13 protein-coding genes, 1 tRNA gene and 2 pseudogenes are annotated in these 15571 nt (G+C 51.8%); 11 read left to right on the forward strand and 5 right to left on the reverse strand.

What is annotated here, in order from left to right; all coding sequences use genetic code 11:
* A complete protein-coding gene (locus OO306_RS13270) occupies nt 1-1209 on the reverse strand; it encodes a type II secretion system F family protein (protein WP_265968951.1) in 1209 nt (402 codons plus the stop codon).
* A gap of 217 nt (nt 1210-1426) precedes the next feature.
* Here OO306_RS13270 and OO306_RS13275 point away from each other — a divergent pair, with 217 nt between their 5' ends.
* From OO306_RS13275 to OO306_RS13300, 6 genes and pseudogenes are all read left to right on the forward strand, one after another.
* Nucleotides 1427-1837 carry a pilin gene (locus OO306_RS13275; RefSeq protein WP_027594556.1) on the forward strand — a complete coding sequence of 137 codons (411 nt, stop codon included), beginning with the start codon at nt 1427-1429 and terminating at the stop codon, nt 1835-1837.
* Nucleotides 1838-1907: 70 nt separating this feature from the next.
* A tRNA-Thr gene (locus tag OO306_RS13280) sits at nt 1908-1983 on the forward strand.
* Between the two features lie 164 nt (nt 1984-2147).
* Nucleotides 2148-3476: an integrase arm-type DNA-binding domain-containing protein gene (locus OO306_RS13285; protein ID WP_265968954.1), complete on the forward strand. Its 1329-nt coding sequence runs from the start codon at nt 2148-2150 to the stop codon at nt 3474-3476.
* Between the two features lie 895 nt (nt 3477-4371).
* Nucleotides 4372-4754: pseudogene (locus tag OO306_RS13290) on the forward strand (integrase); the annotation flags it as partial.
* Between the two features lie 180 nt (nt 4755-4934).
* Nucleotides 4935-5165 (forward strand): hypothetical protein, encoded by a 231-nt coding sequence (locus OO306_RS13295; protein ID WP_016501572.1) that lies wholly within the window; start codon nt 4935-4937, stop codon nt 5163-5165.
* Nucleotides 5166-5288: 123 nt separating this feature from the next.
* A complete protein-coding gene (locus tag OO306_RS13300) occupies nt 5289-6197 on the forward strand; it encodes a DUF2806 domain-containing protein (protein WP_265968957.1) in 909 nt (302 codons plus the stop codon).
* Between the two features lie 95 nt (nt 6198-6292).
* Here the strand turns inward: OO306_RS13300 and OO306_RS13305 are convergent, their stop codons facing one another.
* The 3 genes from OO306_RS13305 to OO306_RS13315 form a co-directional block, all read right to left on the reverse strand.
* Complete coding sequence (locus tag OO306_RS13305) at nt 6293-6889, reverse strand: hypothetical protein (RefSeq protein WP_265968959.1); 597 nt, start codon at nt 6887-6889, stop codon at nt 6293-6295.
* A gap of 94 nt (nt 6890-6983) precedes the next feature.
* On the reverse strand, nt 6984-7295 hold the full coding sequence (locus OO306_RS13310; protein ID WP_016501569.1) for a hypothetical protein: 312 nt from the start codon (nt 7293-7295) through the stop codon (nt 6984-6986).
* A gap of 60 nt (nt 7296-7355) precedes the next feature.
* On the reverse strand, nt 7356-7643 hold the full coding sequence (locus tag OO306_RS13315) for a hypothetical protein (protein ID WP_265968961.1): 288 nt from the start codon (nt 7641-7643) through the stop codon (nt 7356-7358).
* 535 nt (nt 7644-8178) lie between these two features.
* Here OO306_RS13315 and OO306_RS13320 point away from each other — a divergent pair.
* Together OO306_RS13320 and OO306_RS13325 are read left to right on the forward strand one after the other, a co-directional pair.
* Nucleotides 8179-8400: pseudogene (locus OO306_RS13320) on the forward strand (IS5/IS1182 family transposase); the annotation flags it as partial.
* 507 nt (nt 8401-8907) lie between these two features.
* Nucleotides 8908-9336 (forward strand): hypothetical protein, encoded by a 429-nt coding sequence (locus OO306_RS13325; protein ID WP_265968963.1) that lies wholly within the window; start codon nt 8908-8910, stop codon nt 9334-9336.
* Nucleotides 9337-9764: 428 nt separating this feature from the next.
* On the opposite strand, the gene OO306_RS13330 is transcribed toward OO306_RS13325, so the two are convergent.
* Complete coding sequence (locus tag OO306_RS13330; RefSeq protein WP_265968965.1) at nt 9765-12194, reverse strand: hypothetical protein; 2430 nt, start codon at nt 12192-12194, stop codon at nt 9765-9767.
* A 1270-nt stretch (nt 12195-13464) separates the two neighbouring features.
* Here OO306_RS13330 and OO306_RS13335 point away from each other — a divergent pair.
* The 3 genes from OO306_RS13335 to OO306_RS13345 all read left to right on the forward strand — a co-directional run bounded on the left by OO306_RS13335 (nt 13465) and on the right by OO306_RS13345 (nt 15545).
* On the forward strand, nt 13465-13710 hold the full coding sequence (locus OO306_RS13335; protein ID WP_085274297.1) for a hypothetical protein: 246 nt from the start codon (nt 13465-13467) through the stop codon (nt 13708-13710).
* Nucleotides 13711-14246: 536 nt separating this feature from the next.
* Nucleotides 14247-14474: a hypothetical protein gene (locus OO306_RS13340; protein ID WP_085274298.1), complete on the forward strand. Its 228-nt coding sequence runs from the start codon at nt 14247-14249 to the stop codon at nt 14472-14474.
* Nucleotides 14475-14615: 141 nt separating this feature from the next.
* On the forward strand, nt 14616-15545 hold the full coding sequence (locus OO306_RS13345) for a malate dehydrogenase (protein WP_265968969.1): 930 nt from the start codon (nt 14616-14618) through the stop codon (nt 15543-15545).
* Nucleotides 15546-15571 lie beyond the last annotated feature (26 nt).

The following is a 15571-nucleotide window of genomic DNA, read 5'->3' on the forward strand; positions in this document are numbered from 1 at the left end:
TCAGATCAAGCTACCCAGCTGGAAGATCGGCAAGTACATCGCCACCACCAGGCCGCCAACCAGCAGGCCCAGGACCAGCACGATGGCGGGCTCCAGCAGGCTGGTCAACTGCTCCAGCGCCTGGCTGACCTGTTCCTCGTAGTGGCTGGCGGCTTTTTCCAGCATCGTGTCCAGCGTGCCACTGGATTCACCAATCGCCACCAACTGCACCAGCAGGGGCGGGAACAGCGGCTCAGTCGCCATCGCCTGGTTCAGCCCCTGCCCATTGGCCATGCCCTGGCGTAACCGCAAAATCGCATGTTCATGCAACTCACCACCACTCACCTTGGCCACCGTCCCCATGGCATCCAGCAGCGGCACCCCAGCGGCGTACGACGTTGCTAAGCTACGCGCAAAACGCGCCATCGCCGCCTGCCTCAGCAGCGCGCCGAACACCGGCAGGCCCAGCACCCGCTGAGATATCCACAGGCGCGCCGGCGCATGCTGCCGGTAAAGCTGGCGCCCAGCCAAACCCAGCATCGCCATACCGACCAGCAACAGCGGCGCATAACGCCCCAGCCCTGTGGACAAGTCGATCACCCACTGCGTAAAAGCCGGCAGCGCAGTATCAAACCCCGCGAACAGGCTCTGAAACTGCGGGATCACTTCCAGCAACAAAACCGCCGACACCCCCAACCCCGTCAGCAGCAGCAACAGCGGGTAAATCATCGCCTTGCGCACCTTCTTGTGCAGGGCCAGGCGCTGTTCCAGCATGCCCGCCAGTTGCTCGAGCTGCCGGTCCAGCGTGCCCGACTGCTCACCCACCCGCACCAGGTTGCAGTACAACGTATCGAACCACCCCGGGTGGCGCTGCAGCGCATCCGCCAGCCCCAGCCCCGACGCCACATCCTGTTTCAATCGCACCAGCAACGCCGCTTGCGCCGCATCACACCCACTGCGCCCCATCACCTCGAACGCCTGCAGCAGCGGCACCCCGGCTTTCAGCAAGGTCGCCAACTGCCGGCTGAAGCCCACCGGGTCAGCTTTTTCCGGCCGCTTTGGCCACCGCCACGCCAGCCCACCGGCCGGCCGCAAACTGGCCACCAGAATGCCCTGGCGCAGCAACCCCGCGCGCACATAAGCCGGGCTGCGCCCAGGTGTTTGCCCGCTGACGGCCAGGCCATTGGCGTCGGTGCCCTGCCAAGCGTAGAGGCGTATCGAATGGTTCATGCAAAGGTCCTTTTTTGCCCGAGCGACAAGCTTGGAAACAGCTTGCCGTGTCCATGAGAGGGCGTGCTTCCCTGATGCTCACTAGAGTAGTTCAGCGAAGGTGACGCCCAGGCGGGCAGGGGTGACAAAAGGTGTCTGTTCAGGCCTACTGCGCCGCTGCCAGCCTGGGGTCGAGAGTGACCCCAAATGTGTATGCGTATAAACAAGGAAAACGTTCATGAAAGGGCAACGCGGTATCACCCTGATCGAACTGATGATCGTCGTCGCGATCATCGGCATTCTGGCGACCATCGCCATCCCGATGTACACCAACCACCAGTCCCGCGCCAAGGCGGCGGCCGGGCTGTTGGAGATCACGTCACTCAAGCCCCCCATGGACCTGCGCTTGAACGAAGGCAAGGACGTGCTGGATGTAGGGTCGCTAGGCGGCCAGCCAGCGACGGCGCATTGCGCGATCAAAGCTGAAGGCAAGGCTGCTGACGGTACCGGGATCATCGAATGCACCCTGGTGGACGCCCCGGCCACCGTGGTTGGCAAGGCCATCACCCTGACCCGCTCCGCGACCGGATGGACCTGCACCACCAACATCGAGGCAGACCTGGCGCCAAAGGGTTGCAAAGGGGCATGAGGGTAGGGCAATAAACGAAGGGAAACAGGGGTTTGCGTAACGGCTGCGGCAGTGGTACGTTGCGCTACACGCCGGTGTAGCTCAGTCGGTAGAGCAGCGCACTCGTAACGCGAAGGTCGCAGGTTCGATTCCTGTCTCCGGCACCACATCCAGCTCCACTGCATTCCGCCTAATGCTTTGGAAGCTCTCTAAACCGGCCTTTTGGCCGGTTTTTCGTTTCCACGACCCTCCGTCGGGAACCAACAAAATCCCCAATAACCGGGGGTATTTTTGGGGTACAGCGTCTTTCCTGAATGGAGAACGTACCCTTATGCCACGTCTAGCCATTCCACTCAGCGACCTCAAATGCCGCACGGCCAAACCGCGTGATCGCGCCTACAAACTGTTCGACGGCGGGGGTATGTACCTGTACGTCGCACCAACTGGTTCGAAGACTTGGCGGCTGCGGTATTTCAAACCCAACGGCAAGGAAGGCACGCTAATTATCGGCAAGTACCCCATCGTCTCGTTGGCCGTCGCAAGGACCAAGCGCGATGAGGCCAAGGCTCTGTTGCTAGACAATCTTGATCCGATGGAAGAAAAGCAAAAGGCCAAGATCGCAGCCCAGCGGGCGAGCCTTCTCTTTGAAACTGTTGCCCTGGAGTGGCACGTCGAAATGTCCCGGCGCTGGACCGAGGGCCACGCCAAGACGGTGCTGAGCAGGTTGCGCACCCATGTGTTTCCACTGATTGGCCAGCGGCCCATCGCCGAACTCGACACCCACGATCTGCTTGAGGTTACCCAGCGAATCAAGGATCGCGGCACAATGGATGTTGCGCTGCGTGTGCAGAACTACCTATCCACGATCATGCGGGGTGCGAAGCGGGCGCGGCAGATCACTCAAAATCCGGCGCTCGATCTGGCCGGCTCGATTCAAGCGCCGCGCACCGTGCATCGTCCTGCACTCTCGCTGAATCGCCTTCCTGAACTGTTGGATCGAATCGACAACTACACCGGTCGCGAGCTCACTCGGCTCGCAGTGCTGCTGACGCTGCATGTGTTCGTGCGCTCTAGTGAACTGCGCTTTGCGCGGTGGGATGAATTCGACCTGCAACGAGCGATGTGGGAAATCCCCGATACCCGCAAGCCGATTGAAGGCGTCCGCTATTCCACGCGCGGGACCAAGATGAGTGGAGACATTCAGATAGTGCCGCTGTCGCCTCAAGTCATCGAGATCCTTGAACGGCTGCGCAGCTTGAATCGCTTCTCTGAACTCGTGTTGCCCGGTGATCACAGGTATTGGAAGCCCTTGTCGGAGAACACGGTTAACCAGGTGCTGCGCAATATGGGATACGACACCACCAAGGACGTTTGCGGGCATGGATTCAGGACCATGGCTTGTAGTGCCTTGCTCGAATCAGGGCTATGGACGGACGCAGCGATTGAACGGCAGATGAGCCATCAGGAGCGTAACCGCGTGCGCGCTGCTTACATCCACAAGGCCCAATTTCTGGAGCAGCGTCGGTTGATCATGGCGTGGTGGAGTAACTACATTGATGCCAACAGATCGGGCCATATTACCCCTCATGAGTTTGCCCACCCGGTAGGCGACAACGTCACCGCCTTGCCGAATGGCCATGGCGCATTCAATCGCGGGTGAGCCTGCAAGATCGGCAGCTGGCTGCTCTTTCGCGCGGGTCCATCCAAACAGGGCTGCAAAGCCGCCCTGTTTGGATGGACCTCACTTTGAAAAGCTAAACGCCACGATGTTGTCCGAGATTTACCACGGAATTCCACCGGTGGATAACCGCATTTCTCGTCCTCAATAGCGCTGAATTTCGATCCTTGACCGGGTTTATCCACAGGCGTAGAACTGGTCGTGCAAGCGCTGTCGATGACAGCACCCCAGGTGACTAGAACCTTAAAGGTCACGCCGTTCCCGCGGTGGTTTTCCCCAAGGGCGATTCGCATCCGGCAGCTCGCCCGGTCACCTTCCCGGTGATGGATGCTCTTACACATATGGCCCTTGTGTGCCAGACACACCGTATCTCGCTGCCCTGCAGCAACCTATCCGCTTGGCCGAATATTGCGCCAACCTGTGCCCGTCTCTTTCTCCTGGAAAGAGACGGGCACTTCTACCACTGCTGCAGCCCTGATCGCACATGGCTTTGCGGCAATTCCCCTCGTGACAATCGGCGTGACAAACGCCGATGTCACCAGCAACAGCCATGTGGATGATGGTGCCGCAGACCAAGGAATGGACTGCACCTGACTGACAGTCAGGCATGCCCCGGTCATCGCATTGCTGCTTGCACTTGGCTCAGGATCTCGCGGCACTGGTCTCGTCAGCCAATGCAGTCTCCACCCGCCCACCGGTAACGGTGTTCAGGAGGCCAGATTATGAGATGCCCTTGCTCCCGGACGTAAGGAGCCGCCAGTCCCGCGTTAGAGGACATCCCCACAGGTCGCAGGGGTCTTGATCCCTGATAACACTCAGCATTCTTGGCGGGATGACGTGGGGCGAGGATTGGAGAGCGGAAGATGAGGTAACCGGCATGGCATTGGTGGGTAGACGCGATGGTCGTAACTTCGGCTACGGCAGGCAATTGAGCTACGCCGGGCCGCAGGCGCTGAAAGACATGTTCGGCGGCGGTCACTACGGCACGGTCAAGGCGCACTGTGACAGGTGGCAGGCATTCGTGAAGTGGTGCCGCTCCGAACAGAGCCTGGGTATCAATGACGCGCAGCAGATTGATCGGAAGGAGGTGACCGACTATGCGGCGTACTTGCGCGACATGTTAGGCGCGGTGACCTCGCCGTCAGCACCGCACAAAACCGCCTATCCAGTGTTAACAGGACCACGGCAGCGCTTCGCAATGATCAGTGCGTGAAATTGCCAAGCCCGAGCAGGGAGTTGGCTATCCTACGAACCGGAGTTCTCCAGTAGATGCGTATAAGCAAATCAGTTAGTTATGGCTTTCAGCGGAATCAAATTGGGCAGAGAGAAGCCCAAAAATTTGGGGCTCCTTCTCGATTACGGAATCTGGGTATTGGCTGGAAGTAAAATGAGGTCTAGAGTAGATGGGTGGCGACTTGCCATCTCTTGTTGGGTGAAAACATGGAACGTTACAAAAATCTCAGTGGACAGTCAAACGTAGTTGCTTACGAATTGAGCGAAGGTGCGATCACTGTTCAGTTTGCATCAGGAACCTATCGGACCTACGTTTATGATAGTAAACGCCCCGGTCCAATCATGGTCGCTGAACTACAACGCCTGGCAGTGGCGGGGCGTGGACTCAATAGCTATATATCAAGTATAGTTAAGTCAAATTTTTCTCATAAATATTGACTTGCATCGCAGTCTAGGCACATCCGAAAATTCAGATTCCGAGATGTCCGCAAATTACCAAGGCAGATATCAGACCCAACCAAATGCACGAACGTAAAATTTAATAACATCCGAGAGCGAGAAATGAGCGATAGCGAAAAATTCCTTGCGAATTCAAGTGGCCTTACTCAAACGGCAAGCATACTAATTGAAAAAATATCAAATGCCATTGGAGTATTATATGAGCCGAGAAAAATAATCAAGCTTGCGCAGGCACAGGCTCATGCCGAACTGATTAATTTAAATAGCAGGCTCCAGCTATCTGAAATAGAACATAGGGCGATACAAAGTCATATACGACGAGAAGCGTTCAAGCAAGACAATATTGAGCGAATCACCGCGAATGCTATTAGCTCACTTTCTCACGATTCAAGTCCAGACGAAATAAGTAAAGACTGGCTGAGCTATTTCTTTAATCACTGCGATTCAATTAGCGAGCCAGAAATGCAGCGTGTTTGGGGAGAAGTATTGGCAAAAAAAGCATCGAATACATCCAGCTACTCTAAGAAGACCATTAGTACACTCGCGGTGCTCGAAAGCAGCGATGCAGAGTTATTTACAAAATTTTGCTCATTTGCAGTGGCGCGTGATCAAAGTGCCGAGTTGTTCATACTGGACATAGGCGAAAGCTATTATCGTAATCATGATGTAGATTATGGTTCAGCTCTGCATCTTGAGTCTATGGGGCTTGTGCATTATTCATCTGAAGGCTTTGCGGTATCAGTAGACTCTCAAATTAATCAAGACACCCCTGAAGACTGTCACTCGATACTAATGAATTACTTTGGAAAGCAATTGGAGATGATTATTCCGAAATCCGAGCCAGAAAACCTGACAGAGGATAGTGTTTCTATCTCAACAGGACAGGTGAACTTTACCGCAGTTGGCCAAGAGCTGTTTACCCTATGCCGTGCCCACCCATCCGACAGCTTTATCAACTATTGGAGAAAGCAGCTGAAATTGGAGAAAAGGGAACTAGTAGAAATAATTTAAAAGGCACCTAACTCTCAAACCCAGAATGCATGTATACATTTACTGCTTCAAAATGGGCTTCGCCGCCTTCAGTAAAATACGTATTTAATTTTAAACTATTTTATGCATAGCGCAGGCCATCCATGTTCTATGCGCCAACATGTCTCCAGTAAATCTCGATTGTGCTTCTCCGAAATTAGCACTCGGAGAGAGTTTCGGTCTTCTTGTTTAATATCTGGGACTTGATCGATCATTCCTTCATGGAAGAAGCTCGCTCGCCATCTCCTGTCACTCAATGGATACTTAGAAATACCAAGCGCCCCGGTCCCGGTATTCTTCTCGGTCAAAGAGAAGTGAATCCTGAGGCGTGAAAAAACTCGACCTTCCTGACCGCTATAAACCACATTCAATTCATCTCCTTTTGGCCTAAATATATCAGAAGGTGCCAGCCGCATTTTATTGAATACTGCCACCTGATTAAACTTGGTCGCCTTTTTTGGAAGAGATAGAGGCAATTCAAGATATTCAAGTTCCTCCAGAGTTAGGTCAGACTCAAACCAATACCAGCCCGGTAGGTTCGCCCATGCTTTTTCATCCTTCTGGCGCACCCAAGTTTGTAAAAAAGTGTCTTCATCCCAAGACATGGCACAGCCAAAATCTATCGTCCTTCTATTCAGCCAAATAATATTGGAAAGTTTTTTAAGAGCAATCATATTTTTGCTTACCACCTAGTTCATCTTGGACGCCCTTGGTCGAATCGACCCGGCGGCTTGAGCCACTGGTTACCGCGATTGGTCTGTTTGTGTATTACCCTCGCGCAGGGAAAATGTGGTAACGATTGGTCCCAGTTCTTTCAATTATGATCCGGCTTCCAGCAGACAGGGTATGAGACTGAAAAAATTCCCCCACCCATGACCGCTTTCTAAAAATCTTTTTGTCACCTGCAATGTCAGTGAGTATCGGTCCTGTAATACCGCAGTGGATCTCTAGTTGAACACCTAGCTTACTTGCATTCGCTCCACCAATGGATTCAGGTGGGAATAAATCTATGATGCCGGAAAGGTAAAGGTGGTTGTTATTTAGATTTCCCTGTGTCAGTTCAATTACTCGAAACGGCATGGATTCCTCCTTGGCCAAACGTTTACTAAACTAATGACGTACTAAGCAATAGTGGGGTGGCTAGGCATGGAAGAACTCAATTGCTTCAGTGATTGATTCCACCAACTTCAGATTTGCACTGGAAACGGCTTGATGCAACAGCCCGGAAAGAATAGCGCTGCGAGTGGCTTTCGGTATTACACAAGGGCTTAATATCCCCCTGGAATGTGGATAATCTCCCCAGTGAACCCCTAATGCCTTACTTCCACCATTATCTTTATTCTTGTGATCGTACCAACCAATAATAAGAACCAAGCCATTATCGACATGTATTTCTTTGTGATTTTTCCAGTATGAAATAATTTTCATGCTACTCTCCGTATTAAGATTAGTGAGTAATGGTCGTCGTCAAGGTGTTATGGTTGGCTTTGTCGTATAATAATCTACGCTCAGGCGTGATTCCATATTTTTACGATAGAAATTACGACGTGTATCCGCAAGTCGCTTTAGTCGTTGACTGTTTATCTGCGGTCGGCGTATTTAGAAGTCAAGAGCACCAGCGCTCAAGGTGCTGGAGATTATCTTAGTGGCAGTGGCGCTCGCCTGCTTTGGCATCCCTTTGAGTCAGTGTGTCGTCGCTGTGCGTGAAGGCAGCTACTGAGGAGAAAGAAAGGACTGCAGCGATCATGAGTGAAACGATTTTCATCAGGATAATCCATGCTTATTAATTGAGATATCAAAATGCCTTGCAAAGCATAGCTCCTTGATAGCAGCTCGACCAAGCCTATTCCAAGACGGAGCAGAAGAACGGTTTCTTTTCGTTTATCTGCTATGGGGCCAGGCTGTGTGAAAACATCTACGGTTCTCTAGCCTCCTAATCGTCTAAATCGTGGTGGGAACGATCATGAAGCGATTCATCGAGGGTGAGGCTCGGACGCAGGTCACACTGCTGCTCAAGTGTCTACATAATTATAACGCCGAAGAAAGCCCAGTTCGGGTAGTCGACATTTTCGTCTATGAATTCGATTCGGTAGAACTCGGCTTAGAGAGCGTCGATTCAGCTGCAACGGGTCGCCTGACTTACAACCCAGCAGTTCTGCTGAAGATCTACCTCAATCGGATTCAGTACTGAATCGCTCCTAGCTCCATCAACATCCCCGAGCGGTTCTGATTGTTTGCATCGCAAAGGGGTGTTTTCTGCCGGTCCTCACCCAGCATTAGAAGCGGGTGTCGTAGTTCTCACTGAATCCTCTGCAATTTCCGATTCGGTTCCACGGAAAGCCATGAGTGGCTGATTTATTTATAGATACCCTATGAGGTACATCAAAAAATCCACCAAATTCCAGCCCCGCGAAAACCGGGCCCTTACGGCCAACAACCGTCCGTCTGTCTCCGGCACCAGTGAGATGAGCCAGTGGTGATTTTTCGGTATCTGGTTTCAAGATAAGCCCGCCTTGTGCGGGCTTTTTTGTGCTCGCTGTCTTTTGGGTTTCAGCCCTCAGAACTATCCCGCTATCCAGCCTAAGCGCCTGCCGTTTTCCACTTAGGGATGCGTGTATTTTGAGATAATCCATTTCCTGCATCGGGGCTTCGCTCAATGGTTACGATACAAAATCCCGAAATTTTATAGATAATGATTTTTCTGGCCAGACATGATCCTGAGGCCGAGCCCTGCCATCCCACGCTGATCCATCGTCCTCAGCAACCATCCCATCTATTGGAGAGTAACCGTCTTGCTCTACATTTAAAAGCTGGTGCGTTCGCTGTAACAGCGGGTTTACCCGCGGGGCTTAGAGCTGAACATGATCACAAGAAAAACAACGTAAATTCTATTTATGGTTTAGCTCTTGAGGGAAAGGTAATTGTGCAGGCCGATGATTTGGTACTTATAATAAATAAATTAGAAAAGTACGATGAGAAAATTACCGCGATGACCATCCTGTATGTTGACATGCGTTTTGGAGAGTTTAAAAGTCCTGATGAGTTGAGGAAGGCTTTCCAAAAAGGATTGACGGAGATTTGGCATCCAAGCGAAGGGGGATCGGATGCCGCCGGATTGTAACAAGCGCCGATTACCCGGTGCTGAATAGCCAGAAGTCGATTATCTGAGAAACGCTCATGCCAACCGAGACCGAGCGAACCCAGATCGGCATGCAAGCTGAGCATAGAGGTTTCGCCCTGGGCAACTAGGAGCAGGGTGGTGCCCATCACATGGATAAATAAATCTGTCCCTTTTTCTTCCCTGGCGCGTAATCGCCATTTGTTACGCTGAATATGGTGCTGCCCAGTGCCGTGTCTATGTGCTAATGCTTAAGAGCCTTTACGAGGTGCGAACTGCTATGGCACGTAATGGACTTCTTCTGCTTTTTCTTTGGTTAGAGTTCGGATGCGTGGTTACAGCGATGCTATAAGTCGTTGAGTCAGAACTCAGAACCCCACCATTAGGATAGGTGGGGTTCTAGTGGGTAAATTTAATGCGTCAACATACCATTAGCTTAATGATGCTGTCGGGGCTTTACTGGCTGTTTGCTCATGATTTGATGAATTTGACCCAAGTGGCTCATTCTCCCGGGCTGGCTCAGGTTTTCGCCTCTTAGGGTAATCTCTCCAGAAATTTGAATATTCATTGCGCTCTTGTATCCAAAACATTAGCTGCGAGTTTGGATAGCCTAGTAAATTGCCAGGCGCAATAATTACTGGATGGGCATAGATTTGGTTGGGTAGGCCCATTGCGACATTTGGTCCAAAAATAATAAGCTCTCGATCGGCATAATCTAGATAAGAGTATTCTCTGACTCCGTAGCGGTTCTCTTTCTTTGATTCCAGCCAAAATTGCTTAGGGAAGTACCGATTTATGTCGGCGCTTTCCAAAGCCTGAGAAAGCCGGGCAACGCAGGCAAACATTTTGTCGGACTCAGGAAAGCTATATTCATCCCGATGGTGGTCGATTCCGTTCCTGACGGATGCTAAATCTGCTTGTCCAATGAGTCTCGCTATTGTAATGAATCCATCTTTATATTTGGACAGCTCACTAAGGTCAGCGTCTGCCCATAATTGTGTATGTCTGAATGGGAAAGGCCTTAGCTTATCGTCGTAGTAGTGTGGGAGATCGTCTTCATCCTTTTTGAGCTGATCTCGGTTGGCATCCTCTAGTGACTCTATCCACGATGCGGTCTTAGCTAAATAATGTAGAAGGGTTCCTAATGTGTTATCTCCACTCTCTGACCAAGGGACGACTACCATGTCATCCTCATTGGATATGCTAAGTGCTTGAGTGACGCAGTGTCGAGCCTCATCAATATCGTAACTAAATCTGTTTGAGGAGAAGTGGTCATTGTAGAGCAGCCATACATTATAGGATATGAGGCTGTCCAAAAACTCTTCTAAAGAAACGAATAGGTTTACACCTGCTGATCGAATGTCTTCCCTATCATCCTCTGTATCAATTGAAGGGATTGATAGTAGCTTTTGATTGAAGTCGCTAAGTCTGACTTTCAATCGTTTGAGTGTGTCGCTATAGTCAGCCGGATTAAAACCAAGCTTCCATAAGATTTTTTCTACGGACTTTTTGTCATTAGACGAGATATGTTTAAGCGATAAAGAGACTTCGCTGCAGATTGTTTTGGTTAGAGCTGCGCTCGAAAGGACTAGTTCTCTAACGGAAGTCTCTGGCCCCTTATCTCTAATGTGGTTAAATAAAGCCTCTCTAAGGTTTTTTCCTCCTGCTTGTCTTAACTTCCATGCAAGCTCATTTACTATGTTTTCCGACTCATAAGCCTGAAGGATTAGCGCAGAGAGATTTGAAATTGGGTTGGGTCTATATGACCGTAGGCCCAATGCCGAAAGCTGGCAGCGCTGATCTTTAGTCCTCGATGAAGCGCTGAACTCAGGTTTTCGTACATCCCCTAACGGTATCTTTATTAGTCTTCTGTCAGTTAGTTCGTCAATATACTCGACCAGTATATTGTTCTCTAAAGACATGAGTAGTTGTAATTGCTCTTCTGAGGTTAAGCGCTGGGCAACATCCTCGGCCGAGCCGTCGCCATTTGATTTTTTTCTAGGGGGGGCTGTAATTATTTGACGGAGGGAAAGTTTTGAAGCACCCTTGAGTGCGTGCGCTGTTAGCGCAGTCCTCTCCTTGCCTACGATACAGTCGCCAATTGTTTCAATTAAATCTGAATATTTTCTACCGTTTTCCCAGCGTCCTTCACGATGTAACCATTTCAGTTTGGCTTTCCATTCGGAGGACGGGCCGAAAAGGTCATTCCCTTTTCGATTTATCGCGCTGAAGATTCTCTCGACAGGAGGTTGATGGCGAACTAAATCAACGATATGGACTGTGTTGCATCCAGTGTCAGCGCAGTGCCAAAGTGGTAATTTCAACTCTGGGTAAATAGCTCTAGGCTCTGCTGAGTAAACCACTCCTAATGGCCCTAAAGTTAAGTTGCCGACTTGGTACACTCCTTTGGGGGTGTCTTTGAGTAGCGCGTCTACATCTTGTGGTAATAAGTGGTTGGCCCTATCGAAGTGCTCAAATTCGTGGAATTTGTCGTATAGTGTACGGCCGAATCTATAAGGAAACTTGATTTTGTTGCTTTGTGTTTCTTTTTCAAGAAGAGATAGTATGCCATCTAGGTTAGACAACTCGTGTGAAAAAATCAGGTCATGATGATTGAACTTCATGAATAGAGCTAAATATAAGTCTGGCTCATTTGACTGTATGTCTCCGCGAATGTGGGTTAATAACTCTTCTCCCTCGCGGCTAAAAGTTAAAAGTGAAGTCCATTCAGGGGCGGCACTGTAGTCGCAAGGGTAAACAGCGTTTCGCCACATAATACTTAGAGAATAAAATTTCTCTAGGTCGGCTGTGTTTGGAATTTCTTCAAGTAAGTCTGATATTGCGCGACTAGATTTCCACATTTCAGATCATTCCTATGTACTGTAATTTGTGGCTGACTTGGTAACTTTGAGATTTCTAAAGTTTGAACTGATGAAGCTTTCAATGTTCTGGGTTAACGCTATGATAATCGAGAATTTTTTTCGTGGCAATATGCCACTACCTTGGTTATTTCGTTATTGTTTTTTTGGTTTGTGGAGCTTAAATATAATTTGTTGTTTGGTTGCTACGAAGTTTGAGTGTTTTTGCTGGGCAATGGAGCCGTATGAGCCACGGCTAAAAATCGCTCAACTCCATCGCGGCGATAACTGGGACTCTCAGCCAACAGTCGTCAGTGTGTCTCCGTAATAGTTCAGACTTCAGTGAGGGCCAGCAAAGACTCTGGAATCTCCATAATGCCAGTCGTCTGACGATTTTTTCTTTATAGCAACTTTATTAGTGGCATGCGGAGCTTGCCAAAACCGAGATTATGGACGCCCACAGTGAGCAGATTCTTCTGCTGCTGAATCGCTGGAAAATAGACTGCCCCCTTTTACGCAAATACTTTATGAATACTATTTGCTTCGAGGGTAATCCTCGGAGATGCGTCAAGGCAATGATAATCAGGAATAATTCAGCTGCAGAAGGATAGCCCGATAAAGTTTTGAGAAACGGCCAGTGGCAGAAATGATCACTGAGCGTTCACTTACTTCTCTCAATTAAGACAGACGGAACGCACACCCACTCGGTAGGAGACGTTAGAATGGAAGCTCCTTAGAGCCCAGACTCAGCTGTATAATTTCCTACAGCTGGCCAAGATTTCAATAGCTATTCAAATGGCGTTTGCGTGAGCGCCGATGTCACCTAACTTCAAGCATGAAGGACGGTGTATTGAAGAAGTATGAATCGCCTCCGATGTTACAGGCACCCAACGACCGTGATAAGTCGTTCTCGGCAGCTCCCCACCTAGCTTTTGAAGGGTGGGCATAGCTGTCACTGGAGCCACCGAATTTCCCGATTCGACTCCACTGAAAGCCATAGTTAGCTGATTTGTTTATAGATACCCTATGAGGTACATCAAAGAATCCACCTGATTCCAGCCCCAAAAAAACCGGGCCCTCACGTCCAACAACCGTCCGTCTGTCTCCCAGTAAAGCGTTTGGTAGCAGTCCATGACTGCTGCCAAACATCCTCAGCAAAGCCCGCCTGTCGCGGGTGCTTTGCTCGCTCTGTACCGACGCCAGAGCGTAAACTGGGTTTAGGGCAGTAGGAAGCGGATGATTCACTCATCCCATTCAAGAAAAGGAAAACACCATGGCCAAACCACACGACTGGAACGACTGGGCTGGCGGACTGACACTGGTCCTTCAGACAATCGTTTATGTTCCACTGCTTTACGTCATCCTCATGCCATGGCTCTGCCTTGTGCTTGTGAAGCTTGAGAAGACGCCACTCTTCCCTGGGTTTTTCCACGCGATGGCCTCAACGGGCTGGCTGGTCGCCTCTGGGATTGTGGGCTCGGTAATACTGTTTGTGGTGATTCGTAGCTTGCTCCGCTGAAAAGCGCCGGGACGTATCGGAAGCTGGATGCGCCACGCTGCCCAGAATTGATCGTTCAGCCTCGACAGTAGAGTCCTTGGCCAGCGCCGAGAAACCTACGCTTCTCGGCGAATATTCACACACCCCCGAACCTTGCAATACCAAGCCCACCCAGATAACTTGCTCAAGTCGCGGACCATTCCGCGACCGGGTTTGGCGACCCGTACGAAAAGGCGCAACGGCGCCCCGATCACGATTGCAGGCGCTTTTTTTGCGTCCGCAGTTTCGTGTAATGGCGGCTGTGCGTGGGAGACCTTAGGGTCTGCCGGGTTCCTTTTCCTCGGTTCGCCAACCCGCGTACAGCTGCCACCCTAATCGTTTGGCGACGGTCAGCGTGGTGCTTCAACCGAAAAGGACCTCATGCATGCTCACTTTAAGTCCGTTAAGGATCCTCGCATCCGCTCTCCGCCGCCGCCCTTCGCCGGCCGCCACCCCCCACCGTTTCTACCCCCTCAACACCCAATCCCACCCCACCTCCAAACCCCAGGAGGCCCCCCATGACTGACCACGAACGCCTCTCCACCATTCAAAGCTACGCCTGGACCCTAGAACTGCTCGGCGAAGCCTTGGTCCAGCACGACGAAATGCTGGAATGCGAACACAACCCGCGCCTGAGCTTCCGCAACACGGCGGGCATCCATCAAGCGATCCAGATCATCAGCCGCCTGGCCAGTGAGCAGTGCGGGAAGGTGATGTCACAGCGCGAGCAGTGCCCGGCCGATTAACCGGCGTAGTGCCTGAAAGCCAACCGTCCCCCTTTTAAACGACCACTGGCCACCTCAGGGTGGCCTTTGGGCATTAGCAGGCAATACTTCTCTCTATACGCAGGCGTGTTCCTGGTGGCACGCGCCGCTGGGAGGTGTCAGGTGAACAAGCTATCAATCGTGGGTGCCGGGATGGTGGGCGAGGCGGCGGCTCAGATCATCGCCCGGGATGAGTTCTGCCGTGAGCTGGCGTTGATCGATGTGCAGGGTGAGTTGGCGCAGGGCAAGGCGCTGGATGTGTGGCAGGCGGCGGTCGAGGCTGGGTCTGATACGCGGGTTTACGGCGGGGCCAAGGCCGACATGCTGGAGGGGTCTGAGCTGGTGGTGATCACGGCAGGCGTGCCGCGCAAGCCGGGGCAGTCGCGGCAGGATGTGCTGAGTATCAACCTGCCGATTCTCGATGGCGTCATGCGGGATATCAAACGCCATGCGCCAGCGGCGACGGTGCTGGTGGTGTCGAACCCCGTCGACGTGCTGACTTATCGCGCCTGGTCGCTCAGCGGGCAGGGCCGTAACAAGGTGTTCGGGCAGGCGGGGGTGCTGGATACCGCGCGCATGAAGTGCTTCATTGCCGAGGAGACGGGGTTTTCTGCTCGGGATATCACGGCGCTGGTGCTGGGCGGGCATGGCGATAGCATGGTGCCGTTGATGCGCTACTGTCAGGTGGGGTCGGTGCCGTTGTCGCACTTCCTGTCCAGCGAGCAGATAGAGCGGATTGTGGAACGCACGCGTAAGGGGGGCGGTGAGATTTTGGGGTTGAAGAAAATGGGCAGTGCCTGTGATGCGCCGGGTGTAGCGATTGCGCAGATGGTGGATGCGATCGCCAATGGGCGAAACCGCATTTTGCCGGCGGTGGTGGTGCTGGAGGGCGAATACGGGCGAACCGATATCGCCATGGGGGTGCCGTGTGTGCTGGCGGAGGAAGGGATTGTGCGGGTGATCGAGTTGCCGCTGGATGGGCAGGAGCAGGCGATGTTTGACCACTCTGCGGATCAGGTGGCGCGGGATATTGCTGAGATGAATGCTCTGTGACCGGCGGGAGGGTGCTATCGCCGGCG

Source organism: Pseudomonas sp. DCB_AW, assembly GCF_026240895.1.
GTDB classification, from domain to species: Bacteria; Pseudomonadota; Gammaproteobacteria; order Pseudomonadales; family Pseudomonadaceae; genus Aquipseudomonas; species Aquipseudomonas kermanshahensis.

What these genes read in the sequence shown, in the direction of transcription:
- OO306_RS13325 (WP_265968963.1), top strand. Translation starts at nt 8,908, where the DNA reads ATGATTTTTCTGGCCAGACATGATCCTGAGGCCGAGCCCTGCCATCCC.
- OO306_RS13335 (WP_085274297.1), top strand. Translation starts at nt 13,465, where the DNA reads ATGGCCAAACCACACGACTGGAACGACTGGGCTGGCGGACTGACACTG.
- OO306_RS13285 (WP_265968954.1), top strand. Translation starts at nt 2,148, where the DNA reads ATGCCACGTCTAGCCATTCCACTCAGCGACCTCAAATGCCGCACGGCC.
- OO306_RS13340 (WP_085274298.1), top strand. Translation starts at nt 14,247, where the DNA reads ATGACTGACCACGAACGCCTCTCCACCATTCAAAGCTACGCCTGGACC.
- OO306_RS13295 (WP_016501572.1), top strand. Translation starts at nt 4,935, where the DNA reads ATGGAACGTTACAAAAATCTCAGTGGACAGTCAAACGTAGTTGCTTAC.
- OO306_RS13315 (WP_265968961.1), bottom strand. Translation starts at nt 7,643, where the DNA reads ATGAAAATTATTTCATACTGGAAAAATCACAAAGAAATACATGTCGAT.
- OO306_RS13275 (WP_027594556.1), top strand. Translation starts at nt 1,427, where the DNA reads ATGAAAGGGCAACGCGGTATCACCCTGATCGAACTGATGATCGTCGTC.
- OO306_RS13270 (WP_265968951.1), bottom strand. Translation starts at nt 1,209, where the DNA reads ATGAACCATTCGATACGCCTCTACGCTTGGCAGGGCACCGACGCCAAT.
- OO306_RS13300 (WP_265968957.1), top strand. Translation starts at nt 5,289, where the DNA reads ATGAGCGATAGCGAAAAATTCCTTGCGAATTCAAGTGGCCTTACTCAA.
- OO306_RS13310 (WP_016501569.1), bottom strand. Translation starts at nt 7,295, where the DNA reads ATGCCGTTTCGAGTAATTGAACTGACACAGGGAAATCTAAATAACAAC.
- OO306_RS13305 (WP_265968959.1), bottom strand. Translation starts at nt 6,889, where the DNA reads ATGATTGCTCTTAAAAAACTTTCCAATATTATTTGGCTGAATAGAAGG.
- OO306_RS13330 (WP_265968965.1), bottom strand. Translation starts at nt 12,194, where the DNA reads ATGTGGAAATCTAGTCGCGCAATATCAGACTTACTTGAAGAAATTCCA.